The sequence below is a fragment of the Frigoribacterium sp. CF331 genome, assembly GCF_057787905.1.
Window position 1 is genome coordinate 2,032,932 of the sequence record NZ_CM173545.1, and the last position, 21,539, is coordinate 2,054,470.

Annotated in this window: 22 protein-coding genes; 16 read left to right on the plus strand and 6 right to left on the minus strand. The window is 73.0% G+C overall.

Annotation, left to right across the window (positions count from 1 at the left end; translation table 11 throughout):
- The first annotated feature begins 2 nt into the window (after window positions 1-2).
- The 3 genes from AC3CCI_RS09460 (at window position 3) to AC3CCI_RS09470 (ending at window position 4,957) form a co-directional block, all read left to right on the plus strand.
- On the plus strand, window positions 3-971 hold the full coding sequence (locus AC3CCI_RS09460) for an ROK family protein (RefSeq protein WP_488626993.1): 969 nt from the start codon (window positions 3-5) through the stop codon (window positions 969-971).
- A gap of 165 nt (window positions 972-1,136) precedes the next feature.
- Window positions 1,137-3,950 carry a carbohydrate binding domain-containing protein gene (locus AC3CCI_RS09465; RefSeq protein ID WP_488626994.1) on the plus strand — a complete coding sequence of 938 codons (2,814 nt, stop codon included), beginning with the start codon at window positions 1,137-1,139 and terminating at the stop codon, window positions 3,948-3,950.
- Window positions 3,947-4,957 (plus strand): glycosyl hydrolase, encoded by a 1,011-nt coding sequence (locus AC3CCI_RS09470; protein WP_488626995.1) that lies wholly within the window; start codon window positions 3,947-3,949, stop codon window positions 4,955-4,957. Before AC3CCI_RS09465 ends, AC3CCI_RS09470 begins: the two co-directional genes overlap by 4 nt.
- A 67-nt stretch (window positions 4,958-5,024) precedes the next feature.
- Here AC3CCI_RS09470 and AC3CCI_RS09475 read toward each other — a convergent pair whose 3' ends face one another.
- Genes AC3CCI_RS09475 through AC3CCI_RS09485 form a run of 3 tightly spaced genes read right to left on the minus strand, consistent with a single transcriptional unit; the run spans window position 5,025 to window position 6,507 of the window.
- Complete coding sequence (locus tag AC3CCI_RS09475) at window positions 5,025-5,360, minus strand: hypothetical protein (RefSeq protein WP_488626996.1); 336 nt, start codon at window positions 5,358-5,360, stop codon at window positions 5,025-5,027.
- Complete coding sequence (locus AC3CCI_RS09480; RefSeq protein WP_488626997.1) at window positions 5,357-5,971, minus strand: hypothetical protein; 615 nt, start codon at window positions 5,969-5,971, stop codon at window positions 5,357-5,359. Before AC3CCI_RS09480 ends, AC3CCI_RS09475 begins: the two co-directional genes overlap by 4 nt.
- A complete protein-coding gene (locus tag AC3CCI_RS09485; protein WP_488626998.1) occupies window positions 5,968-6,507 on the minus strand; it encodes an RNA polymerase sigma factor in 540 nt (179 codons plus the stop codon). The genes AC3CCI_RS09480 and AC3CCI_RS09485 overlap by 4 nt, the downstream gene beginning before the upstream one ends.
- A gap of 309 nt (window positions 6,508-6,816) precedes the next feature.
- On the opposite strand from AC3CCI_RS09485, the gene AC3CCI_RS09490 reads away from it, so the two are divergent.
- The 12 genes from AC3CCI_RS09490 to opgC all read left to right on the plus strand — a co-directional run bounded on the left by AC3CCI_RS09490 (window position 6,817) and on the right by opgC (window position 17,161).
- Window positions 6,817-7,263, plus strand: coding sequence for an Asp23/Gls24 family envelope stress response protein (locus tag AC3CCI_RS09490; protein WP_354594974.1), 447 nt, complete (start codon window positions 6,817-6,819; stop codon window positions 7,261-7,263).
- Window positions 7,260-7,448 carry a DUF2273 domain-containing protein gene (locus tag AC3CCI_RS09495; protein ID WP_054144850.1) on the plus strand — a complete coding sequence of 63 codons (189 nt, stop codon included), beginning with the start codon at window positions 7,260-7,262 and terminating at the stop codon, window positions 7,446-7,448. The genes AC3CCI_RS09490 and AC3CCI_RS09495 overlap by 4 nt, the downstream gene beginning before the upstream one ends.
- Window positions 7,445-7,798: a hypothetical protein gene (locus tag AC3CCI_RS09500; RefSeq protein WP_354594973.1), complete on the plus strand. Its 354-nt coding sequence runs from the start codon at window positions 7,445-7,447 to the stop codon at window positions 7,796-7,798. The genes AC3CCI_RS09495 and AC3CCI_RS09500 overlap by 4 nt, the downstream gene beginning before the upstream one ends.
- On the plus strand, window positions 7,795-8,373 hold the full coding sequence (locus AC3CCI_RS09505; RefSeq protein WP_194596207.1) for an Asp23/Gls24 family envelope stress response protein: 579 nt from the start codon (window positions 7,795-7,797) through the stop codon (window positions 8,371-8,373). Before AC3CCI_RS09500 ends, AC3CCI_RS09505 begins: the two co-directional genes overlap by 4 nt.
- Complete coding sequence (locus tag AC3CCI_RS09510; RefSeq protein WP_488626999.1) at window positions 8,370-8,972, plus strand: Asp23/Gls24 family envelope stress response protein; 603 nt, start codon at window positions 8,370-8,372, stop codon at window positions 8,970-8,972. Before AC3CCI_RS09505 ends, AC3CCI_RS09510 begins: the two co-directional genes overlap by 4 nt.
- Window positions 8,973-9,069: 97 nt before the next feature.
- On the plus strand, window positions 9,070-10,131 hold the full coding sequence (locus tag AC3CCI_RS09515) for an Asp23/Gls24 family envelope stress response protein (RefSeq protein WP_488627000.1): 1,062 nt from the start codon (window positions 9,070-9,072) through the stop codon (window positions 10,129-10,131).
- On the plus strand, window positions 10,131-10,544 hold the full coding sequence (locus AC3CCI_RS09520) for a hypothetical protein (RefSeq protein ID WP_488627001.1): 414 nt from the start codon (window positions 10,131-10,133) through the stop codon (window positions 10,542-10,544). The genes AC3CCI_RS09515 and AC3CCI_RS09520 overlap by 1 nt, the downstream gene beginning before the upstream one ends.
- A gap of 253 nt (window positions 10,545-10,797) precedes the next feature.
- Window positions 10,798-11,877 (plus strand): PP2C family protein-serine/threonine phosphatase, encoded by a 1,080-nt coding sequence (locus AC3CCI_RS09525; RefSeq protein WP_488627002.1) that lies wholly within the window; start codon window positions 10,798-10,800, stop codon window positions 11,875-11,877.
- A gap of 29 nt (window positions 11,878-11,906) precedes the next feature.
- Window positions 11,907-13,886, plus strand: a complete 1,980-nt coding sequence (locus AC3CCI_RS09530; RefSeq protein WP_354594572.1) for a glycosyltransferase — start codon at window positions 11,907-11,909, stop codon at window positions 13,884-13,886.
- Entirely contained in the window at window positions 13,883-14,215 is a 333-nt protein-coding gene (locus AC3CCI_RS09535; RefSeq protein ID WP_055977855.1) for an STAS domain-containing protein, read from the plus strand. Before AC3CCI_RS09530 ends, AC3CCI_RS09535 begins: the two co-directional genes overlap by 4 nt.
- The gene (locus AC3CCI_RS09540) at window positions 14,208-14,627 is read left to right on the plus strand and encodes an ATP-binding protein (RefSeq protein WP_354594565.1); all 420 of its coding nucleotides are present in this window, start codon (window positions 14,208-14,210) and stop codon (window positions 14,625-14,627) included. Before AC3CCI_RS09535 ends, AC3CCI_RS09540 begins: the two co-directional genes overlap by 8 nt.
- Window positions 14,615-17,161 carry an OpgC domain-containing protein gene (opgC, locus tag AC3CCI_RS09545; RefSeq protein WP_354594564.1) on the plus strand — a complete coding sequence of 849 codons (2,547 nt, stop codon included), beginning with the start codon at window positions 14,615-14,617 and terminating at the stop codon, window positions 17,159-17,161. Before AC3CCI_RS09540 ends, opgC begins: the two co-directional genes overlap by 13 nt.
- Here the strand turns inward: opgC and AC3CCI_RS09550 are convergent, their stop codons facing one another.
- The 3 genes from AC3CCI_RS09550 to otnK are packed head-to-tail and all read right to left on the minus strand — an operon-like array spanning window position 17,162 to window position 19,892.
- Window positions 17,162-17,947 (minus strand): DeoR/GlpR family DNA-binding transcription regulator, encoded by a 786-nt coding sequence (locus tag AC3CCI_RS09550; RefSeq protein ID WP_488627003.1) that lies wholly within the window; start codon window positions 17,945-17,947, stop codon window positions 17,162-17,164.
- Window positions 17,948-17,967: 20 nt separating this feature from the next.
- Window positions 17,968-18,618, minus strand: a complete 651-nt coding sequence (locus AC3CCI_RS09555) for a class II aldolase/adducin family protein (RefSeq protein WP_354594562.1) — start codon at window positions 18,616-18,618, stop codon at window positions 17,968-17,970.
- Window positions 18,615-19,892 carry a 3-oxo-tetronate kinase gene (gene otnK / locus AC3CCI_RS09560; RefSeq protein ID WP_488627004.1) on the minus strand — a complete coding sequence of 426 codons (1,278 nt, stop codon included), beginning with the start codon at window positions 19,890-19,892 and terminating at the stop codon, window positions 18,615-18,617. Before otnK ends, AC3CCI_RS09555 begins: the two co-directional genes overlap by 4 nt.
- A 169-nt stretch (window positions 19,893-20,061) precedes the next feature.
- Here otnK and AC3CCI_RS09565 point away from each other — a divergent pair, with 169 nt between their 5' ends.
- Entirely contained in the window at window positions 20,062-21,423 is a 1,362-nt protein-coding gene (locus AC3CCI_RS09565) for a homoserine dehydrogenase (RefSeq protein WP_488627005.1), read from the plus strand.
- Window positions 21,424-21,539: the final 116 nt, after the last annotated feature.

A 21,539-nucleotide genomic window follows, 5' to 3' on the forward strand; every position in this document is an offset into this window, starting at 1 on the left:
CGATGTCGGGGCTCGCCCTGGCCGTCGACCTGGGCGGCACCAAGGTGGAGGCCGCCCTCGTCGACGAGGGCGGCCGGATCGTCGGGGGCAGTCGGGTGCGCGCCGCCACGGGCCCGGCGGCCTCACGGGCCGATCTGCGGGACGCCGTCGGCACCGTCGTCGACGGCGCCCTGGCCGCCCTCCCCGCCGGCGGCGAGCTGGTGGGGGCCGGCATCGGCTCGGCCGGGCCCGTCGACCTCGTCGCGGGCACGGTGAGCCCGAAGAACCTGCCCGTGCTCGCCGGGTTCGACCTGCTCCGGGAAGTCGACGGCCGCCTCCCGGCCCTGCCGGTCCGGCTGCGCCTGGACGGCACCTGCATCGCCCTCGCCGAGCACTGGCGCGGAGCGACCGCCGGGCTCGCGAACTCGATGTCGATGGTGGTCTCGACCGGGGTCGGCGGTGGGCTGATCGTCGGCGGCGCCCTGGTGTCGGGCAGGACGGGGAACGCCGGACACGTCGGGCAGATCCACGTCGCGGGCTTCGGAGGGGAAGCAGGCGACGCCGACTCGACGACGCTCGAGGCCGTCGCGTCCGGGACGAGCGCGGTCCGCTGGGCCCGGAGCCACGGCTGGGCCGGGACCTCGGGCGAGGACCTCGCCCGGTCGTGCGCCGCCGGTGAGCCGACCGCCCTGGCCGCCGTCCACCGGTCCGCCGCCGCCGTCGGCCAGGCGATCGCCGGCACGACCACGCTGCTCGACCTGGACGCCGTCGCCGTCGGCGGCGGCTTCGCGGGGGTCGTGCCCGACTACGTCGACCTGGTGCGCCAGGCGGCCCGTCGGGCCACCGTGCTCGCCTACGCCGCCGAGGTGCTCGTCGTCCCGGCCGCCCTCGGATCCGCCGCTCCCCTGCTGGGAGCCGCCGCACTCGTCCACCGCCCCGACATGGTCGACCCGAACCGGGTCGACACACGGCGGCTGGTCAGCACCACCTGACACCGGGCGGCCCGACCGGGCCGCCCTGGTCACCGCACAGCCGAAGGAGCCTGAGCACCGATGACGACACCGACCGCCACCAGCCACCCCGACCACCCCCGCCACGACCATCCGTCCCGCACGACCTCGAGACCGACACGGAGGCGGTCGATCCGAGTGTGCGCCGTGGTCGCCACGGGCGTCCTGCTCGGCTCGCTCGCACCCCTGACGCCACACCAGGCGGAGGCCGCGTCCGCCGCGCCGCGCGCCGAGTGGACGACCCGGAACACCGAGTTCGTCACCCGGGACGCGTCACGCCTCCGGCTCGGGGGAGAGACCTTCCGGGCCAGCGGGGCCAACGTCTACTGGCTCGGCCTCGACGAGAACGTCGGCGGGGTCGACCACCCCACCTTCTTCCGCATCAAGGACACCCTCGACTCGGCCCACCGTGCCGGCATCACCGTCGTCCGCTCGCACATGGGCACCTCGACCGGCCAGGACGACGCGAACACGCTCGCGCTGATGCCGAGCCTGGGCGAGTACGACGACGACGCCTTCGCCACGATCGACTTCGCCGTCGCGTACGCCGGATCGCTCGGCATCCGGCTGGTCCTGCCGCTCACCGACGAGTGGGAGTACTACCACGGAGGCCACCGCGACTTCACGACGCCCCTGGGCCTCGAGTCCGCCGACTTCTACACGGACCCGCGGGCGATCGCCGCGTACCAGGACTACGTCGACCACGTCGTCGGGCGCACCAACGCGTTGACGGGCGTGCCCTACGCCGAGGACCCGACCATCATGGCCTGGGAACTCGGCAACGAACTCGAGGGCATGACCCTGCCGTGGATCGACGAGCAGGTCGCCCACATCAAGCGGCAGGCCCCGTCGCAGCTCGTGGCCGCCGGCCGACGGTTCGACGTCGACCCCGACACCCTCGCCTCGACGGCGCTCGACATCGTCGACGTCCACTACTACCCGCCGACGGCCGCCCGCGTCTCGGCGGACGCCGCGACCGTCACCGCCGCCGGGAAGGTCTACATCGCCGGCGAGTACGCCTCGACGGCGGCGACGCCCGCGCTCCTGGGCCCGATCGCCCAGGACCCGGCCGTCTCCGGGATGTTCGCCTGGTCGCTGTTCGGCCACGACGACCGCGCCGGCCTCGTGCCCCACGACGACGGCTTCACCTTCCACCTGCCCGGCGGGACGCCGTCCGAGGAGTCCCGGGCCGAGGCGATCCGCCAGTACGCCCGCGACATCGGCGTCGTGCTGCCCGCCCTGCCTCTCGAGGCTCCGCTCGTGACGAGCGTGCAGCGAGCCCAGGGCATCTCGACGATCACCTGGCGGGGGACCGCCGGCGCCACGGGCTACGTCGTCGAGCGACGGGTCGCCGACCAGCCGTGGGCGACCGTCACCGAGGAGGCGCTGGGCGCGTCGGCCGGGACCGTCACCGACGTCGGGTCCCCGGCCGGCGCCTCCTACCGGGTCCGGGCACTCGACGGCGCGGGGACGACCGGGCCCGCGTCCGACGTCGTCCGCCCGGACGGCGGCGACGTGCTCGTCGACCCCGTCCAGGACTGGCGCCTCTCGTCCGCGCACGACGGCGTGACGGTCGCGGCCGACCCCGACGGAGGGTCCGTCGTCGCGACGGACGGCACGTCCGGTTCGGTGGCCTGGCAGCGTGCCGGGCTCACACGGGCCGAGTTCCGGGTCGACGACCCGGCCGCCGCCCGCGTCGAGACGAGCGCGGACGGCAGCACCTGGGTGCCCGCCGCGACGGTCGTCTCCGACGAGGGCTCGGTCGTGGCCGACGGCCTCGCCGGTGACCACGTCCGGGTCGTGCTGACCGGTGACGCGCACCTCACGCGGGCCACGCTGCGGTCCGCGGCCGTCGACCCCACCACGTCGCCCGGGGCGTTCTCTCTCCAGGCGCCCCTCGACGGGACGACGGGCACCACCTCGACGCCGGACTTCACGTGGACGGCCGCGACCGACGCCGCCTACTACCGCTTCGCGCTCACGGACCCCGAGGGCACGGTCGTGGCCTCGGCCGACGGTCTGACCGGCACGTCGCACCGACCCGACGTCACCCTCGTGCCCGGCACGACCTACCGCTGGTCGGTCGAGGCCGTGAACGGCGTCGGCACCACGACGTCCGTGCCCACGACGGCGGCCTTCGCCACGCGTCCCCTGCCGACGGAGGCGCTCGGCGTGGAGGACTTCGAGGAGTACGCCGACGACGCGGCCCTCGCCGGCACCTACGTGCGCAACACCGGTGGCGGAGCCGTCACGCCCACCCTCGGCGAGAACCCGTCCACGGGCTCGCAGGCGGGCCGGTTCGCCTACGACCTCGCCGGCCCCGGCTACGCGGGCGTCGTCCGCACCCTCGCCGAGCCGCAGGACTGGTGGGGCTACACCGGCCTCTCGCTGTCGGTGCGCGCCCCGGCCGGTGACGACGTCACCGTGCAGATCGTGGCGGGCGGGTCGTACTTCGAGACCATCCTCACGGTCGACGGGGAGGGCTGGCAGCAGGTCGACGTGCCCTTCGGCGCGTTCGCACCGCCCGCCTGGGCGGGCGACGCCGTCCTCGACCCGTCGAGCGTGACGCAGCTCGCGTTCTACCTCGGTGGCGACGGCGCGGGCGAGTTGCTCGTGGACGACGTCGTCACGACGGTCGACCCCGCCGCGGTCGTGCCCGTCGATCCGGGCACGCCGGGCACGCCGGGCACGCCGGGCACGCCCGGCGGCGGTGCCGGACCGGCCGCAGGTCCGGGGTCGGGTGCGGGAGGCGCGGTGCCCGTCGGCGGGACCGGCACCGTCCCGGCCTCCGCGACCACCGCCTCCACAGGTCTCGCCTCCACCGGCTCGACCTCGACCACGGCGCTCGCCCTGGCCGCCCTGGCATCGGTCATCGCCGGTGTCGCCGCACTCCGAGCCGCACGACGACGTCGGTTCGCATCGACGACCACCTCGGTGGTCGAGCGAGGAGAAGCATCATGACCGCACGTCCGAAGCGCACCGCCCTCGGGGCCGGCGTCGCGTTCCTCCTGGCGGGGGTCCTCGCCGTGGGCGCCCCCGCGGCGACCCCGGCCGAGGCGTTCAGCCCGACCGGCAAGAGCACGGTGCTGAACTACCTGGCGAGCATCAAGGGCCAGAAGACCATCAGCGGGCAGCACAACAAGGAACCCGCCGGGCAGCCGAGCCAGTACACGCAGCGCGTCAAGGACATCACCGGGGTCTACCCGGCGCTCTGGGGCGGGGACTTCCTCTTCGCCGCCTCCGACGTGGCGAACCGGCAGCGGGTCGTCGACCAGGCGAAGACGGAGTGGAAGAACGGCGCGCTCGTCTCGCTCACCTGGCACGTCTGCCCACCGACGGTCGGCTCGTCGTGCTCGTGGGACGACGTCAACGCGAACCTGACGGACGCGCAGTGGACGCAGCTGACCACGAACGGGACGGCGCTGAACTCGGCGTGGAAGTCACGACTCGACGAGGTCGTCCCCTACCTGCAGCAGCTGAAGGACGCGGGCGTGCCCGCCGTCTTCCGCCCGCTGCACGAGATGAACGAGCAGTGGGCCTGGTGGGGTGGACGTTCGGGGTCGGCCGGCTCCGCGAAGCTCTACCAGATCACCCGCGACTACCTCGCTGGTACCAAGGGCATGACGAACCTCATCTGGGCCTGGAACGTGCAGGACAACCCGGCCGGTGGCCTCGCCGGCTACTACCCGGGCAGCTCGTACGTCGACGTCGTCACCCTGGACGCCTGGTACAAGGCGTTCCCGAGTGCAGGCGAGTACCAGACGATGCAGTCCATCGCGGCCGGCAAGCCCGTCGCGCTCGCGGAGGTCGGCAAGATGCCCACGTCGGCGCAGCTCGCCGCGCAGCCGAACTGGACGTGGTTCATGCACTGGTCCGAGCAGCTCGAGTCCGCGAACACGCACCAGGCGATCAAGGACACCTACGCGAACCCCCGGGTCCTGCATCAGGGAGACGTCGCGATTCCCTAGGACGGGGCAGGACGGGACGGGCTGGGCGAGGAGGCGGGGTGCCGGCGCAGGCTGCGCCGGCACGAGGTCAGCGGCGCGCGTCGACCAGCCGGGCCGAGACCGCCACCACGACGTCGTCGCCCGACAGGCCGGCCGAGGCGAGGTGCTCGCGCAGCGCGTCGGCCGCCCGCGCCAGCGTCTCGGGCGTCGGGGTGTCCAGCGCGGTCGCCACGTGGGCCGTGACCGAGACCGAGGCCCCCGAGCGCTCGACCTCGACCAGGCCGGTCGAGCCGGCGAGGTCGAGTCCGGCGGCGACGACGCGCACGGCGCCCTCGACGACGGGGTGCGCGTCGAACACGTCCACGACCCCGGCGACCCGGCGCAGCACGTCGGTGAGCTCACGGGACAGCGAGTCGTCGCTCATCGGTCGTCCTCCCCGGACACGAAGACGTCGTCGACGAGGACGTCGACGCGGGTGACGGTCAGCCCGGTGTGTCGGGTGAGTGCGTCGGCGATGCGGGCGCGCAGCTCGTCGGCCACCGCGCCGAGGTCGAGGCCGAAGCGGGCGGCGGCCGTCACCCGGACGGCCACGTCGGCACCCGCGGTCGAGAGGTCGCCCTCGAAGGTCGTCGAGCCGAGCACGACGCCCGGCTGTGCGTCGCCGGCTCGTCGCACGAGCCCTCGGGCGGCGGCCTCGGTGACGCTCAGGCGGACGGAGGCGTCGGGGTGGCTGACGGGGATCTCGCGTCCCCGGACGACCTCGCGCCTGATCGAGTCGAGCAGGCCGTCGATCCAGGCGCCGTCGCGGTCGGGCCGGCGGGCGGCCTCGTGCTCGAGGGAGGCGCGGGACAGCTCGCGCACCCGGGTCAACGACTGCAGGTAGAGGCGGCACGCGGCCGACCCCTCGATGGCCGGATCACGAGGCGTGCGGCCGGCGTCGAGGTAGTCGCCCAGGCGGTCGACGGGGACGCCGTCGACGGTGTCGCCGTCGTCGGGCTCGGGCGCGTCGAGGGAGGCGCGGTCGTCGGTGTTCATCGCCACGCCTCCATCTCGGTGATCAAGAACGCCCGGGCCCGCGCGATCTTGCCGCGGACCGTCGAGACGGGCAGGTCGAGGGCCTCCGCGATGTCGGCGTACGAGTAGTCGGCCGTCTCTCGCAACAGCCAACACCGTCGCTGGTCGAGGGGCAGCTTGTCGAGGGCGGCCCACATGGCGTCGAGCTGCAGTCGGGCCTCGACGACGCGCTCGGGTGCCTCGTGTCGGGGCGCCGACACCTCGAGCCGGTCGACGTCGTCGTGGTCGCGCCGGACCCGCAACCGGTCGACGGCCTTGTTGCTGACGATGCGCATCAACCAGTTGCGCACGCGCGCAGGGTCGTCCAGGTCGGACAGGCGCCGCCACGCCGTCAGGAAGGCGTCCTGGACGACGTCGTCCGACTCGAGCTCGGAGCCCAGGAGCCGCGCCGCGTAGACCCGCATCAGCGGCCCGTGTCGCCGGGCGATGACCTCGTACGCGTGGACGTCGCCGTCGCGGGCCCGGACGGCCAGGGTCGCGTCGGCCGCGACGAGCAAGGGGTCGGCGGGGCGGGGGTCGTCGGCCGGGGGGTCGGCGGGGCGGGGGTCGTCGGTGGAGATGACGACCTCCTCGGATCGGATCGACGGTGTGCCGGGACGCGTTCGTCCCTGGGTAAGTGACTACCACCCCGCGGCGGGGTCGGGGGACGTGATGGCCGATTAGTGAGTGCCGCCGGATCGTTCCCTGAAAGCTGGCTGACCCACCATGACATGCGGTGCGGCCGATGCGTCTGAATGATGTGTCCCGCTTCACGGGCACGCAGACACCGGTCGGGCTCACCCCCGGCCCCAGCGCAAGGAGAAACCATGAGCAACGTGACCCCCGCCACCAGCACCAGCACCGCTGCCGCCAAGAACACGCAGCACGACGCGGCCGGCAAGAACACCATCGCCGAGGGCGTCGTCTCGAAGGTGGCCGGCATCGCCGCGCGCGAGGTGCGTGGCGTGCACGACCTGGGCAACGGTGCCGCTCGTGCCATCGGCGCGATCCGCAACGTGATCAACCAGCAGGACCGCGGCCAGGGCGTCTCGGTCGAGGTCGGCGAGAAGCAGGTCGCCGCCGACATCGTCATCGTCGCCGAGTACCCCGTCGAGCTCCAGAAGGTCGCGGACGACGTCCGCGCGTCGGTCACCGAGGCCATCTCGCAGGTCGTCGGCATGGAGGTCACCGAGGTCAACGTCACGATCTCGGACGTCTACATCCCCTCCGAGGACGACAACAAGGACGACGCCGACGACAGCCGCGTCAAGTGACCGCCACGACCACCGGCATGCTGGTCGGCGCCGTCCTGGCGCTGACCGCCCTGGCCTTCGGCTTCTGGGCCTTCGTGTTCGTCGCGATCGCCATGGCGATCGGTTTCGGCGTGGGACGCGTCGTCGAGGGCAAGCTCGACATCCGCGGCCTCGCCGACGCTCTCCGCGGGCGGCGGTCGTCGTGACCGCGGCGGTGACGGCCGACCAGGCCCTCCACGGCCGGAACAAGATCACGTCACGTGCCGTGCGTCGGGTCGTCTCGGCCGTCACCGCGGAGGCCCTCGAGGTCTCCGCGTCGAAGGTGTCGGTCGAGCTGGCCGACCACGACGGCGCACTCAGCGTGATCGCCAGGACGCCCATCCGCGTCTCGCCCCTCGGGGTGACCGAGCGTCGCTCGGGCACCCTGCTGGACCGTCTCACGACGGCCCAGACCACCATCCGTGAACGCGTCCTGCAGCTGACCGGGTCGAGCATCGACAAGGTCGACCTGCAGATCACGAGCGCCGACGTCCGAGAGAGGAAACGCGTCGCATGAGCACCGCATCGCTGTACAAGCGCATCGTGCGCCGCGAGACGCACTCGTCGCGAGCCGGCATCGCCATCACGCTCGCCGTGCTGCTGATCGTCGTGTTCGCCTGGATCGGCACCGAGTCGGTCCTCGAGGCCGTGGGCCAGGCACCCCTGCTGCTCGCACCGACCGACCTGGTCGCTGCGACGCTGGACGCCGCCAGCGCCCCCGTCGGCGCGTTGACCGCCGTCGCGGTCGTCGTCGCGTTGATCGGGCTCGTCCTGATCGTCGTCTCGCTCGCCCCCGGTCGCCGGGGTCGTCGCGGCGCGAAGGCCGACCGCACCGTGGCCGTGGTCGACGACCGGGTCATCGCCCGTTCGCTGGCCCGCACCGCGAGCTACGCCGGTGACGTCGACCCCTCGCAGGTCAGCGTCAGCGTCGGAAAGCGCAGCGCCCTCATCGAGGTGACCCGCACCTCCGGTCGTCAGACCGACGTGCGCAGCATCGACGAGGCCGTCCGCGACGAGCTCGACGCCTACGACTTCAGCCCGGCCCTGCGTCACAAGGTCAAGCTGTCCGAGAAAGGAACGGTCGGAGCATGAACAGCACCAACCGCGCTCTGAACCGCATCGTCGTCTTCGTCATCGGCCTCGTGCTGCTGCTCGCCGGTGGAGCGGTCGCCGTCGGTGCCCTCCTGCCCGACGTCCAGCAGACGGTCTCACAGGGTGCCTCCGACGCCAAGGGCCCCACCACGGACGCCCTCGACCAGGAGCCCTGGATCCTCTGGGTCGTCGCGGTCGCCTGCCTCGTGCTGATCGTCCTGCTGGCCTGGTTCGCCCTGCGTCAGGGGCACGGCCAGACCGGCACGCTGCTCACCGTCGACGAGGGATCGCGAGGTGACCAGACCACCGGTGGTCGTCTGGTCATCGACGCCAAGGTCGCCGAACAGGTCCTCGAGGAGGCGCTGGCCGACACCCCGGGCATCGTCTCGGTGGACGTCACCGCCTTCCGCGTCAAGCGCGAGTCGGTCCTGCGGGTCACCGCGAACGCCCGCCGTGGCGTCTCGCCGACCGACATCCGTCGCAGCATCGACCAAGCCGTCGCCCACTGGGACGGACTGCTCGGCACCGAGACCCCCGTCGTGATCCAGATCAACGGCGGCCTCCGCAGCCAGATGTCGTCCGCGACCCGGCTCGACTGACCACCGTCGACCCACCGCGCGGACGGCCCTCGCCCTCGATCGAGGACGGGGGCCGTCCGTCGCTCCACCCCACGCACCACGATGAAAGGCCGGTCTCATGAGCGAGTCCACCCACCACGTCACCCCCATCGACATCGACGCCGCGGCGTCCACCCGGGCCACCTCGCCCGAAGAGGTCCTCGAGCACACCATCGGCGTCACCGTCCTCGGCGTCTCGGGCGTCCACGCCCTCGGCACGTCGACCCAGCGCCTCGCGGGCGCGTTGCGCACCGCCATCGGCACCGGCTCGGTGCCCGGCGTGCGGGCCGGCACCACCGACGAGGGCCTGGTCGTCGACATCGCCGTCGTCGCCGAGTACCCCACGAACGTCACGACGCTCGCCGACACCGTCCGCACCCAGGTGCAGCACGCCGTCGGTCAGCTCGACGGCGAGGAGGTCACGGTCAACGTGACCGTCACCGACGTGCACGGCCCGTTCGACGCCGACGAGGACGCCGCCGACAAGGTGAACGCCGCGGCGGACGCGACCAAGCAGGCCGTCTCGGACGCCGGCGACAAGGTCGGCGCCGCCGCCTCGGCCGCGGGCGACCGTGCCAGGGAGGCCGGCGAGAAGACGAAGGCCGCCGCCGGCGAGGCGCGCGACCGGGCCGGAGCCGCCGCGAGCGACCTGTCCGACAAGGCGCGTGCCGCGGCGGACGACCTGTCCGAGAAGGCCCGCCAGCTGGGCGACAAGGCCGGCGAGGTGGCCGAGCAGGCCGAGGCCACCGCTGCCGAGGTCGGCGAGAAGGCGGCCGACAAGGCCGACGACGTCGCCGACAAGGCGCGCGACGTGGCCGACCAGGCGAAGGAGGCTGCCTCGGACGCCCGCGATTCCGCCGTCGACACCGGGGCCGACGCCCGCGAGAAGACCGCGGACGCCACGGACGCTGCCCTCGACGCGACGTCCGACGTCGTCGCCGGGGCCCGCGAGAAGGCCGCGGACGCGGTCGACGGCGTGGCCGACGCGGTCGACGAGAACCGGGCCTCCGGTGACGACGCGGACGGTGACGCCGACGTGGTCGTCACCGTCGACGGGGGCACCGTGACCGTCGAGGTCGACGCCGACAGCGACGCCCACGTCGTGGTCGACGGAGCCGACGCCCCGACGACGGAGAAGTGATGTTCGGCCGACGCACCACGACGACGACCCGACGCCCGCGCCCGCGCGCGGTCTGGGCCGCGCTGGTGACCTCGGTCGTGCTCTGCGGGCTGATCGTCGTCGGCGTGCTGCTGCCGGTCCTCACCTTGATCGGCGCGGCCGACGGCGGCACGGCCGGCGCCCTCGACGTGCCCGTCGGCTCGATCGCGGCCGCGATCGCGATCGGCTACGTGCTGGCGCTGCTGTTGCTGCTGCTCATCGTCAAGGTGCGCAACGGCGCCCTCGCCTGGGTGCTCGGCGTGGCCGCGGTGATCTCGACGCTGATGGTGTCGCTGTGGCCCCTCGTGGCCGTCGCGATCGCCGGCGTCGACCAGGTGCAGGACGTGATCCCGTTCATCCAGGACCTCGTCGCGAGGTTCTGGCCGGGCAGCTGACGCGACCACCCCGAGGAGGCGCGGTGCCGGGCGACCGGCACCGCGCCTCCTTCGTGCTGTCCCCCTTTTGGTGGTCATGACCAGAGGCGGCGTCTGTGGCATCGTTGAGGCGTTCGGAAAAGGCGCGCCCCCACCAGGCGTGGCGTGCGAGGGGAGCCGTGTGGTCAGGGACGAATCCCGCGAAGGACGCCGTCAACGGGCGGTCGAGAGTCTGGGGATCGTCGAGTCCGGCCACGAGGACCGCCTGGACCGCGTGACCCGCGTCGCCCGGGCCGTCTTCGGCGTGCCGCTGTCGTCCGTCACCGTCATGGACCACGACCGGGCGCTGTACGTGGGCCGGGCCGGCTTCGACGACCCCGAGTCCGCTCGCTCGGACACCCCCTGCAGCCTCGTGACCGACACGGGCGAGGTCATCACGACCGACGACGCCCGCGTCGACCCCCGCTTCGCCGACCTCGGCGCCTTCAACGACAACGGGCTCGGCTTCTACGTCGGGCACCCGTTGCGCGACGGTTCGGGCAACGTCGTCGGGTCGTTCTGCCTGATGGACGCCGAACCGCGCCAGCTGACGAACGACGAGATGGTCGACTTCCACGACCTGGCCGCGTGGGCGCAGGCCGAGCTGCTGGCCGACGCCGAGGCCTCCGCCTCGCGGGCGACCCAGCAGGCCCTGCTGCCCGACGGGCCGCTCGAGGTCGAGGACGTGCGGGTCGACGGGGTGTGCCTGCCGTCGCTCAGCGTGGGCGGGGACTACTTCGACTACGGGCTCGTCGGTCGGTTCGTGCACGTGGCGGTCGGCGACGTCATGGGCAAGGGCGTCGGGGCCGCCATCATCGGCTCGTCGGTCCGGGCCGCCTGCCGCGCCGCCTCTCCGCACGTCACCACCGGCCGGGAGCTCGGCCTGGCGGTCGACCGCATCGAGCGGGCCGTGCAGCGGGACCTCCAGCGCACGAGCTCGTTCGTCACCTACTTCCACGCCGTCCTCGACCTCGACACGGGCGAGCTCTCGTACGTCGACGCCGGTGCCGGCCTGTCGCTCGTCGTGCGCGCCGACGGCACGGTCCAGCACCTCGCGGGCACGGGGCTGCCCCTCGGCCTCGACGAGCAGGAGCACGTCACCGAGACCACCCGGCTCGACCCGGGCGACCGGCTGGTCGTGATGAGCGACGGCGTGCTCGACGTGCTCGACGACGACCTCGACTGGGCTCTGGAGGTCGGGGGCCTGGCGAGCCGGACCGACGGCCCCGGACTGCTCGACTCGATCGCCGCCCTGACGCACCGCCGGTCGTCGCGCGACGACGTGACCGTCGTCGTGATGGACCGGCACGCGTGACCCTCGCCCTCAGCCGTCGCGACCAGCGGTTGCTCGACCGCACGACCCCGGGCCGACGCCTCGTCGCCATCCGGGTCGTCGTGCTGCTGGCGTCGCTGGCCGGCCTGAACTACATCGTGTGGCGCTGGGCCGCGTCGGTGAACTGGTCGTCGTGGTGGATCGCCGTGCCGCTGATCCTCGCCGAGACCTACAGCGTGGTCGACTCCCTGCTCTTCGGCCTCGGCGCCTGGCGGCTGCGCGAGCGCGGCGAGCCGCCGACCGCCCCCGACCCCGACGACCTCGAGACCCGGGTCACGGTGGACGTCTTCGTGACCACGTACGACGAGCCGGTCGACCTCGTGATGCGCACGGCCCTCGCGGCACAGCGCATCAGCTACCCGCACACGACGTGGATACTCGACGACGGCGGCCGTGCCGAGATCCGCGCCGCCGGTGAGGCCGCCGGCATCGGGGTGATCACCCGCTCGGACGACTGGACCGACCGCCCCCGCCACGCCAAGGCGGGCAACCTCAACAACGCCCTGCTGGCGACCGAGGGCGAGTTCCTGCTGATCCTCGACGCCGACCAGGTGCCGAAGCCCGAGATCCTCCACCGCACCCTCGGCTACTTCAAGGACGACCGGACGGCGCTCGTCCAGACCCCGCAGTGGTTCGAGAACGTGCCCGAGTCCGACCCGCTCGGCAGCCAGGCGCCCCTGTTCTACGGGCCGATCCAGCAGTCGAAGGACGGCTGGAACAGCGCGTTCTTCTGCGGCTCGAACGCCGTCCTCCGTCGGGAGGCGCTGATGCAGTTGGGCGTCGCTCGGTACGTCACCGAGGTCGAGGCGGCCGTGCGTCGCGCCGTCCGCACCTCGCGCAAGCTGCTCGCCCGGGCCCGTGAGGAGGCCGTGGGCCAGCCCCGAGTGCTCGAGGCGCTGGATGACGCCGAGACGGTCGTCGAACGGGCCAGGGCCGAATTCGCCGCGGGGGAGTCGATCGGCGACGTCACCTACCGGTTCCAGCGCGGCATCGACACCATCGCCTTCCGCTTCGCCGACGCCGACCTCGCCGCCATGAAGGACGACCTCGCCGAACTCGCCGCCCTGTCGCTCGGCCCCGACACCTTCGACGCCCTCGACGAGGCCGCCCTCGACCTGCTGGCCCAGCGGTCGTCCTCGCCGCTCGCCGCCATCGAGTCGATCTCGTTGCTCGTCGGCGCGCTCGACGTCGACCGCGGCTCCGAGGCCCAGGCCATCATGCCGCTCGCCACGATCTCGGTCACGGAGGACATGGCGACGGCGATGCGCCTGCACGGACTGGGCTGGAAGTCCGCCTACCACGACGAGATCCTGGCGGTCGGGCTCGCCCCCGAAGACCTGTCGACCATGATGACCCAGCGGCTGCGCTGGGCGCAGGGCACCATGCAGGTGTTCTTCCGCGAGAACCCGCTCGTGCAGAAGGGACTGTCGTGGGGACAGCGCCTCATGTACTTCTCGACGATGTGGAGCTACCTCTCGGGCTTCGCCGCCGTGGTCTACATCGCCGCGCCCGTGCTGTGCCTCTCGTTCGGCGTCGTGCCCGTCCAGGCCTACAGCGTCGACTTCTTCGCGCGGCTGATCCCCTTCCTGGTGCTCAACCAGCTGCTGTTCTGGGTGGTGGCCGCGGGACGACCGACCTGGCGCGGCCAGCAGTACTCGCTCGCGCTCTTCCCGGTGTGGATCGCCTCGGTCACGACGGCGTTCCAGAACGTGTACCGCGGCCGGGCGCTGGGGTTCTCGGTGACCCCCAAGACCCGACAGGCGGCCACGGGCCCCCGCTGGGACCTCGTGCGTCCCCAGATCTGGGCCGTGGCGTGCCTCGTGGCCGCCCTCGTGCTCGTGGGCGTCCGCTACGCCACCGGGCAGGCCGAGGGCGTCGCGCCGCTCGTCAACATCGCCTGGGTGCTCTTCGACCTGGTGATCTTCAGCATCATCGTCCGGGCCGTCCTCTACCCGGGGCCGCCGGCACCCCACGACAAGGAGCCATCATGATGACCGTCACCGTCGAAGCCGTCGAGGGCGGCTGCGTCCTCTCGCCGCAGGGCAGGCTCACCGTCGTCTCGACACCCCAGCTGCGGGACGAGGTGGCGGCCCGGCTCGCCGCCGGCGACCGGCTGATCGTCGTCGACCTGTCGGGCACCACCTTCGTCGACTCCTCGGGTCTCGGGGCCCTGGTGTCGTGCCTCAAGTCGGCACGCCAGGCCGGGGGGGACCTGCGGCTCGTGGCCCCCACCGAGCAGGTCTCGATGGTGCTGCGCCTGACGAACCTCGACCGCATCCTCAAGCCCCGCGCCTCGGTCGCGGCCGCCCTCGATGACTGAGCGACCCGGCTCCGTCGTCATCGACGTGGCCGTCGAGCCCGAGAGCATCGACCTGGTGCAGAATGCGTTCGAGACGTGGTGGACCTCCCTCGGCGACGACTCGCTCGAGACCCGCTTCTCGTTCGAGACCGCCATCGTCGAGATCGCGGCCAACGTCGTCGAGCACTCACGTCGGTCCGACGCGGACCACGGTCGGCGGTTCACCCTCGAGCTCTCGGCCACCGAGGACCGGCTGACCGCCGTCTTCCACGACAACGGCATGCCGAGCGAGATCGACCTCAGCGCCGTCTCGATGGCCGACCTCGAGGACGAGGACGGCCGCGGGCTCGCCCTGGCGCTGCTCAGCCTCGAGAGCCTCGACTACGAGCACGTCGACGGCAAGAACGTGTGGACGCTCGTGTGCCGACGCTGACCCACCGGGCGGCGCGTCCGGGCCGACGGTCCGCCCGGCGGGTCGGCGCCTTCCTGCTGGCGGTGGCGGCCGTGCTGTCGCTCGCGTCGGGGCCCGCGGTGCTCGGGGACGCGACGAGCGCGTCCGCCGCGGCCGCGCCTCCCGAGCCCGCGGGGGCCTGGTTCGGCCCGGACCTCGACTGGGGCTCGGACGGCCCCGACGGCTACGCCGGTCGACTGGGCGCGACGCCGTCGCTGTACGGCGTCAACGTCGACTACCCGCTCGACCGACGGGCCGGCGACGAGTGGCGTCGCTCGGCACGGGCCGCCGCCGCCCAGGGCGCGGTGCTCGTGGTGAGCCTCGAGCCGACCGGTCGGCTCTCCGACCTCGACGCCGCCGACGCCCGCCGGGCCGACGACCTGCTGACCGAGATCGACCAGCAGTACGGCACGCTCCAACTGGTCCGCTTCGCCCCCGAGATGAACGGCAACTGGCAGCGCTGGGGACAGCAGCCCACCGCGTTCGTCGGAGCCTTCCGAGAGCTGGCCGACGTGGTGCACGCGGGCACGTCGCAGGCGCAGACGGTGTGGGCTCCGTCGTACGGCGCGGGCTACCCGTTCTCGGACGCCGACGGACGGCTGCCCGAGACCCCGGCCGGCGACGTCGGCCTGCTCGACACGAACGACGACGGCCGCGTGACCGAGTCGGACGACCCGTACGGGCCCTACTACCCGGGTGACGACGCGGTCGACTGGGTCGGCCAGTCGATGTTCTACTTCGCGAAGGGCAGCGCCTCGACCGCGGCCGGCACGTCGGTGCCGCTGGTCGAGAACCAGGCCCCGGCCGCCGGAGAGGTCGAGGGGCGCTTCGACGAGACCTGGGGGTACGCCGAGGCGCAGGCGTCGTCGTTCTACGACCGGTTCGCCGAGGGGCGCGACCGGCCGATGCTGCTCGACACCGGGGCCCTCTACGCCCACGAGCTCGAGGGCGCCGCCGAGCTCGACGTCAAGCAGGGCTGGTGGCGTCAGGTGCTGGCCGCGCTGCCGGCCCACCCCCGCATCGCGGGCGTCACCTGGCTCGAGGTCGAGCGCGACGAGGCCGAGGCCGGCGACCGACCCGTCGACTGGCGGGCCACGGCCGAGCCGGGCATCGCGGGGTCGCTGCGCACCGACCTGCAGGCGAACGACCGCATCGACCTCGGCCCGGTCACCGACCGGGTCACCTCGACCGACGGCGACGCCGCCACCGTCCAGGTGCGCGACGCCGGCGGCGGCGACGAGATGGGCTGGATCGTGGCCTGCGCCGGGGCCCTCGCCCTGGCCTTCCTGGTGAGCGGACTCGTCGGCCGGCTGCTGCCCCGCTGGCGCTACCCCGACGACGGCTCGCCCGGGCGCGACCTGCGCATCGACCTCTTCCGCGGGTTCATCATCCTGGCGGTCGTCATCACGCACATCGAGGTCGCGGGGCCGTTCTCGTTCGTCACCCTGAAGGCCGTCGGCGCGATCACGGGAGCCGAGATGTTCGTGTTCCTCAGCGGCATCGTGCTCGGCATGGTCTACCCGCTCGGCGTGAAGAAGCACGGCGAGAAGGCCGCGGCGATCGGGGCGTTCGTCCGGGCCCGCAAGCAGTACGTGGTGACGCTCGCCGTCATCCTGATCGTCTTCGCCCTGAGCTTCGTGCCGTTCCTGGCGACGGACGCGATCACGACGTTCACCGACCGCGGCACCGGGTCGACGGGCACCTCGGCCGAGGGTCGCGTCTACGACCTCTACCCGAACGCCGACCGACTGCTCGACTACCCGCCGCCGTGGTACGCGGTGCGGCAGTTCCTGCTGCTCGAGATGGGGCCGTGGCCGTTCAACATCATGGGGTTGTTCGTCGTGCTCAGCCTGACGATCCCCGCGCTGACGTGGGCGATCAGGCGGCGTGCCTGGTGGGCCGTGCTGCTGGTGAGCTGGGCGCTCTACGCGGTCGGCGTGGTCTTCCCCGGGTTCCACCTGCTGCCGTCGCAGTTCGAGGCCGTGTTCCCGCTCTTCGCCTGGCAGGTGCTCTTCACCCACGGCCTCGTGATCGGCTGGTACCGGCGGCAGATCGTGCGGGCGCTGACCACCCGGCTCGGCAAGGTGCTGGTCGGCGTCGGGGTCGTCGGCTACGCCGGGTTCCTGGCGTTGATCTGGGCCGGGCACGCCTACGGGTTCAGCCCCGGGCCGATCCCCTCCGGCCTGTACGACACGCTGTACGCGACCGGCTACCAGCGCGTCGACATGCAGTGGGGGCGGCTCGTCGACGTCGCCCTGGTGGTCGTCTGCGTCTACGCCGTCCTCACGGTGTTCTGGGTGCCGCTGTCGAAGGCGTTCGGCTGGTTGTACGTGCCCCTCGGCCAGGCGAGCCTCTACGTGTTCATCTGGCAGGTGTTCTTCGTGCTGGCCGTCGCGTCGATCCCGGGCCTCGACCGGTCGAGCGTGCTCGTCGGCACGATCGTCCACACGGTCTCGGTGCTGTTGTTGTGGGTGATGGTGAAGAAGAAGTTCCTGTTCTCGGTCGTGCCGCGCTGATCAGGGGGCGGCGACGACGAGGTCGAGCCCGGCGTCGACGAGGGCCGACGCCGCCTCGGCGTCGAGTCGGTCGTCGGTGACGACGGCCTGGAGCTCGGCGAGTCGCAGGGCGCGGTACTTGCCGAAGCGGCCGTACTTCGAGCTGTCGGCGACGAGCACCGAGCGTTCGGCGACCTCGAGGGCGGCCCGCTTGACCTCGACCTTGGCCTCGACCGGGGTCGTCACGCCGTGCGTGAGGTCCCACGAGCTCGACGAGATGAAGGCGAGGTCGAGCGAGAGCTCGGTCAACGTCAGCCGCGTCAGGCGCCCCACCGTCGACTGGTTCGCGCTGTCGACCCGGCCGCCGACGACGATGAGGTCGACGTCGGGGTGGTCGGCGAACGAGCGGACCGTGGCGAGGTCGTTCGTGACGACCGTCAGGCCGGTGACGTCGTCGAGGTGCTCGCGCATCGCCTGGACGGTCGTGCCGGCGTCGAGGTAGACGGTCATGTGGTCGCGGACGAGGGCGGCCGCCTCGCGGGCGATGGCGCGCTTCTGCGCCACGTCGACGTCCTGCTTGACCTCGCGGCTCGCCTCGACGAGCAGCCGCGGCGTCAGCTTCGCGCCGCCGGGCGTGGCCGTCACGCGGCCCTCGTCCTCGAGCGTCGCGACGTCGCGACGGACGGTCATCTGGCTGACGCCGAGCAGGTCGGTCAGCTGTCGGTAGCTCAGGACGCGTTCGCGTTGCAGGTGCTCGACGATGCTCTCGCGCCGCTGCTCGGGGATGAGGGGGGCTGTGGGGGACACGTCGGCCTTTCTCGCGTCGGTCAGCCTAGTGCGGCGGGCCCCGTCCACGGCATGCCGTGGGCCGAGGTGATCGCGGTCACCTGGTCCGCAGGGATGAGCCGGCGGTCGGCGCCGTGCGTCAGCAGGGCGATGCGGCAGGCCTCCTCGACCTCGACGGCGCCGAGGACGGCCCGGTCGAGGTCCTCTCCGCTGACGACGCTGCCGTGGTTCGACAGGAGCGCGGCCCGGAACGGCAGCGGGCTGTCGGTGACCAGCGACCCCATCGCCGGGTCGCCCGGTGCGACGAAGGGCAGCAGCGGCACCTGGCCCACGCGCATCAGCGAGTAGGGCGTGAGGGGTGGCACGGCGCAATGGTCCGACCACGGTTCGAGGCACGAGAGCGCGACGGCCGACGGCGAGTGGACGTGGACGACGGCCCGGTGCTCGGGGTTCTTGAGGTAGAGCGCCCGGTGCAGCGCGACCTCCTTCGACGGCTTCGGGCCGGCGAGCAGCGTGCCGTCGGGGGCGAGGACCGACAGGTCGTCGACCGTGAGCGAGCCCAGCATCGTGCCGGTGCCGGTCATCAGCAGGCGGTCACCGTCGCGGACGCTCACGTTGCCCGAGCTGCCGGGGCTCAGGCCGGCCGCGACGAGGGCCCGCCCGGCGTCGACGAGTCGTTCGGCTGCGGTCACGAGAGGGCCTCCCAGGCGGTCGAGAACAGGTCGGCGGCACCGAAGTTGCCGCTCTTGAGCACGAGGGCGACCGGTCGGCCGGCGCTCGTCGTCGCGGCGCTCCAGCAGACGCCGGGGCCGAGCGGCGGGCCGATCACGAGCGCGGTCGTGCCGAGCGCCGTGACGACCGCGCCGCTGGTCTCTCCGCCGGCGACGACGACGCGGCCGACGGTGCCGTCGGCGACGAGGTCGTGCACGAGGGCTGACAGGACCGACTCGACGACGGCCGCGGGTGCCCGGCCCTGGCCCGGCTCGCCGTCGGCGGGCGCGCGCTCGGCCCCGGGGGCGACGACGTCGGACGGCTCGCCGACCGAGTACACGACCGGCACCGAGTCGGCGTCGAGGCCGCGCACCCACGCGGCCAGCGCGGCGACCTCGGCCGCGGGGTCGGTCGTGGCGGCCGTCAGGTCGACCTTGCGCGTCGGGTGCGTGGCCGCGGCGTGGGCGATCTGGCCGCGGGTCGCCGCCGACGCCGACCCGCAGACGACGAGGCGGCGTCCGGTCACGTGCGCGAACGCGTCGGGCAGGCCGGGTGACGGTGCGTCGTCGGCTCCGAACCCGAGGGCGAGGCCCGCGCCACCGCTGACGAGGCGGTGGTGCGACGCCGCCCGGCCGATGGTCACGAGGTCGTCGTCGTCGACCGCGTCGACGACGAGGTAGCCCGCGGGCGCCGTGTCGAGGGCGGCGGTCAGGGCGTCGACGCCGGCGCGCACGCGGCCGAGGGGCACCTCGGTGACGGGGGTGGGCGTCTGGGGTGAGAGGAGGTCGCGGAGCCGGGAGCGCGTCATGGGCGTCAACGGGTGGCGACGCATCGGCGAGTCCTCGAGGAGGTCGTCGCCGACGAACAGGCGGCCGTCGCGGACGGTCCGGCCGTTCGCGGGGAAGGCGGGGACGACGATCGCCCGGTCGACCCCGAGCCGGTCGCGGAAGGCGTCGAGGACGGGCCCGATGTTGCCCTCGTCGGTCGAGTCGAAGGTCGAGCAGTACTTCAGGGCGAGGCGCTCGGCACCGGCCTCGATCAACCACGACAGGGCGGTGGTCGACTGGTCGACGGCCACGTCGACCGGGGCCGTGCGGGTCTTCAGGGCGACGACGACGGCGTCGACGCCCGCGTGCGACCGGGGGTCGACCGCCGCGGGGGCGACGACGACGACCGTCTCGAGACCACGGCTGCGCAACCCCGAGGCGAGGTCGGTGGCTCCGGTGAAGTCGTCGGCGACGGCACCTATCAACATGGCGGACCTTTCGGTGGCGGGAGGGCTCGGGGACGTCGACGGTGCGCCGCCGAGGGCGCGACCAGTCTATGTGACTATTTGGTGGGATGTTTGACAATTTGGTAAGTCTCGCTACAGTTGCCATGCTCGCCCGGGCCGCTGCCGGGCTCTTGAACGAACGGGAACAACGGTGATCCTCCACTCGACGACGACTCGCGCGACTCCGATCCGGGTCCTCCTGACCGGTGCCAACGGCGGGTACGGCCGGACGCTGCTCGACCAGCTGCGCCGTCTGCCCGACATGACGGCCACGCAGCTCGTCGACCCGGACGTCGCGGGTGTGACGGCGATGCTCGACGACCTGGGGGTGCCCCGCGCGTCGGTGGCGACGCCGACCTCGTCGGCGGCCACCGCCGACGCCGTCGCTGCCGGGTCGGTCGCCGTGATCGCCGACGCCACCGCCGTCGACTGGGACGGCGTCGACGTGCTCGTCGAGGCCACCGGTCGCATCGAGGCCGGTCACGCCTACGCCGACACCGCACTCGACCACGGCGTCCACGTGGTGATGGTCAGCAAGGAGGTCGAGTCGGTCGCCGGCGTCGCCCTGAGCGCGAAGGCCCGCGCCGCCGGCCTGCGCTACCTGCCGGGTGACGGCGACCAGCCCGCGAACCTGCTGCGCCTGGTCGCGTGGGTGCTCGAGTGCGGTTTCGACGTCGTGGCCCTCGGCAAGTCGGGCGAGTACGACCTCGCCTTCGACCCCGCCACGGGCGTCGTCGACCAGGCGGGCACGACCGTCGACGCGCCGGCCCTCGCGTCGTTGCTCGACCTGGGCGACGACCCGGTCGCCACCGTCGAGGCACGCTCCGCCGCCGTGGCCGGCCTGAAGCGCGCCGCGGCCGCGGACTCGTGCGAGATGGCCGTCGTGTCGCTCTACACGGGCGCCCGTGCCGACGTCGAGGCCATGCACTACCCCGTCGCCCGTCCCGACGAGCTCGCCGACCTCTACACGGCACGCGAGGACGGCGGCCTGCTCGGGCGCACCGGCGTCGTCGACGTGTTCTCGATGCTCCGCCTGCCGGGCGAGGCGAGCTTCGCCGGTGGCGTGTTCGTGATCGTCCGCACCGGCGACCCCGTCACGTGGGAGACGCTGCGCGGCAAGGGCCACGTCGTCAGTCGCGACGGCCGTCACGCCTGCATCTACTGGCCGTACCACTTCATGGGCGTCGAGACCCCGCTGACCGTCGCCGCGGCCGTCGACGGGACCTCCCGCCTGCCCGAGCCCCGCCAGCACACCGTCCTCGCCGCCCGCGCCACCGGTGCGCTGTCGGCCGGCACCGACTTCCGCGTCGAGGGGCACCACCACGAGATCGCGGGCGTCGCCCCCGTGATCGTCGACCCCGACGACGCCGGCGTCGCCCCCTACTACCTGCTCGGCGGTGCACGGCTCGTGGCCGACGTCGCCCATGGTGCGCTCGTCCGACTGGACGACCTCGCCGACGTGCCCGAGGCGGCGCTGGCCGCCTACCGGGCCGGGCTCGCGCTGGGTCGCTGACCTCCCGGATCGCCGACCCGCGCCTCCTCTGCTCTTCCCCCCCTCCCCCGACCCCGCCAGACCCCGAACCAGGAGATCGACGACGATGCCCTACACCCCCGACCCGACCGACCCGA

What these genes read in the sequence shown, in the direction of transcription:
- AC3CCI_RS09460 (WP_488626993.1), top strand. Translation starts at nt 3, where the DNA reads ATGTCGGGGCTCGCCCTGGCCGTCGACCTGGGCGGCACCAAGGTGGAG.
- AC3CCI_RS09470 (WP_488626995.1), top strand. Translation starts at nt 3,947, where the DNA reads ATGACCGCACGTCCGAAGCGCACCGCCCTCGGGGCCGGCGTCGCGTTC.
- AC3CCI_RS09475 (WP_488626996.1), bottom strand. Translation starts at nt 5,360, where the DNA reads ATGAGCGACGACTCGCTGTCCCGTGAGCTCACCGACGTGCTGCGCCGG.
- AC3CCI_RS09480 (WP_488626997.1), bottom strand. Translation starts at nt 5,971, where the DNA reads ATGAACACCGACGACCGCGCCTCCCTCGACGCGCCCGAGCCCGACGAC.
- AC3CCI_RS09490 (WP_354594974.1), top strand. Translation starts at nt 6,817, where the DNA reads ATGAGCAACGTGACCCCCGCCACCAGCACCAGCACCGCTGCCGCCAAG.
- AC3CCI_RS09505 (WP_194596207.1), top strand. Translation starts at nt 7,795, where the DNA reads ATGAGCACCGCATCGCTGTACAAGCGCATCGTGCGCCGCGAGACGCAC.
- AC3CCI_RS09510 (WP_488626999.1), top strand. Translation starts at nt 8,370, where the DNA reads ATGAACAGCACCAACCGCGCTCTGAACCGCATCGTCGTCTTCGTCATC.
- AC3CCI_RS09515 (WP_488627000.1), top strand. Translation starts at nt 9,070, where the DNA reads ATGAGCGAGTCCACCCACCACGTCACCCCCATCGACATCGACGCCGCG.
- AC3CCI_RS09520 (WP_488627001.1), top strand. Translation starts at nt 10,131, where the DNA reads ATGTTCGGCCGACGCACCACGACGACGACCCGACGCCCGCGCCCGCGC.
- AC3CCI_RS09535 (WP_055977855.1), top strand. Translation starts at nt 13,883, where the DNA reads ATGATGACCGTCACCGTCGAAGCCGTCGAGGGCGGCTGCGTCCTCTCG.
- AC3CCI_RS09540 (WP_354594565.1), top strand. Translation starts at nt 14,208, where the DNA reads ATGACTGAGCGACCCGGCTCCGTCGTCATCGACGTGGCCGTCGAGCCC.
- otnK (WP_488627004.1), bottom strand. Translation starts at nt 19,892, where the DNA reads ATGTTGATAGGTGCCGTCGCCGACGACTTCACCGGAGCCACCGACCTC.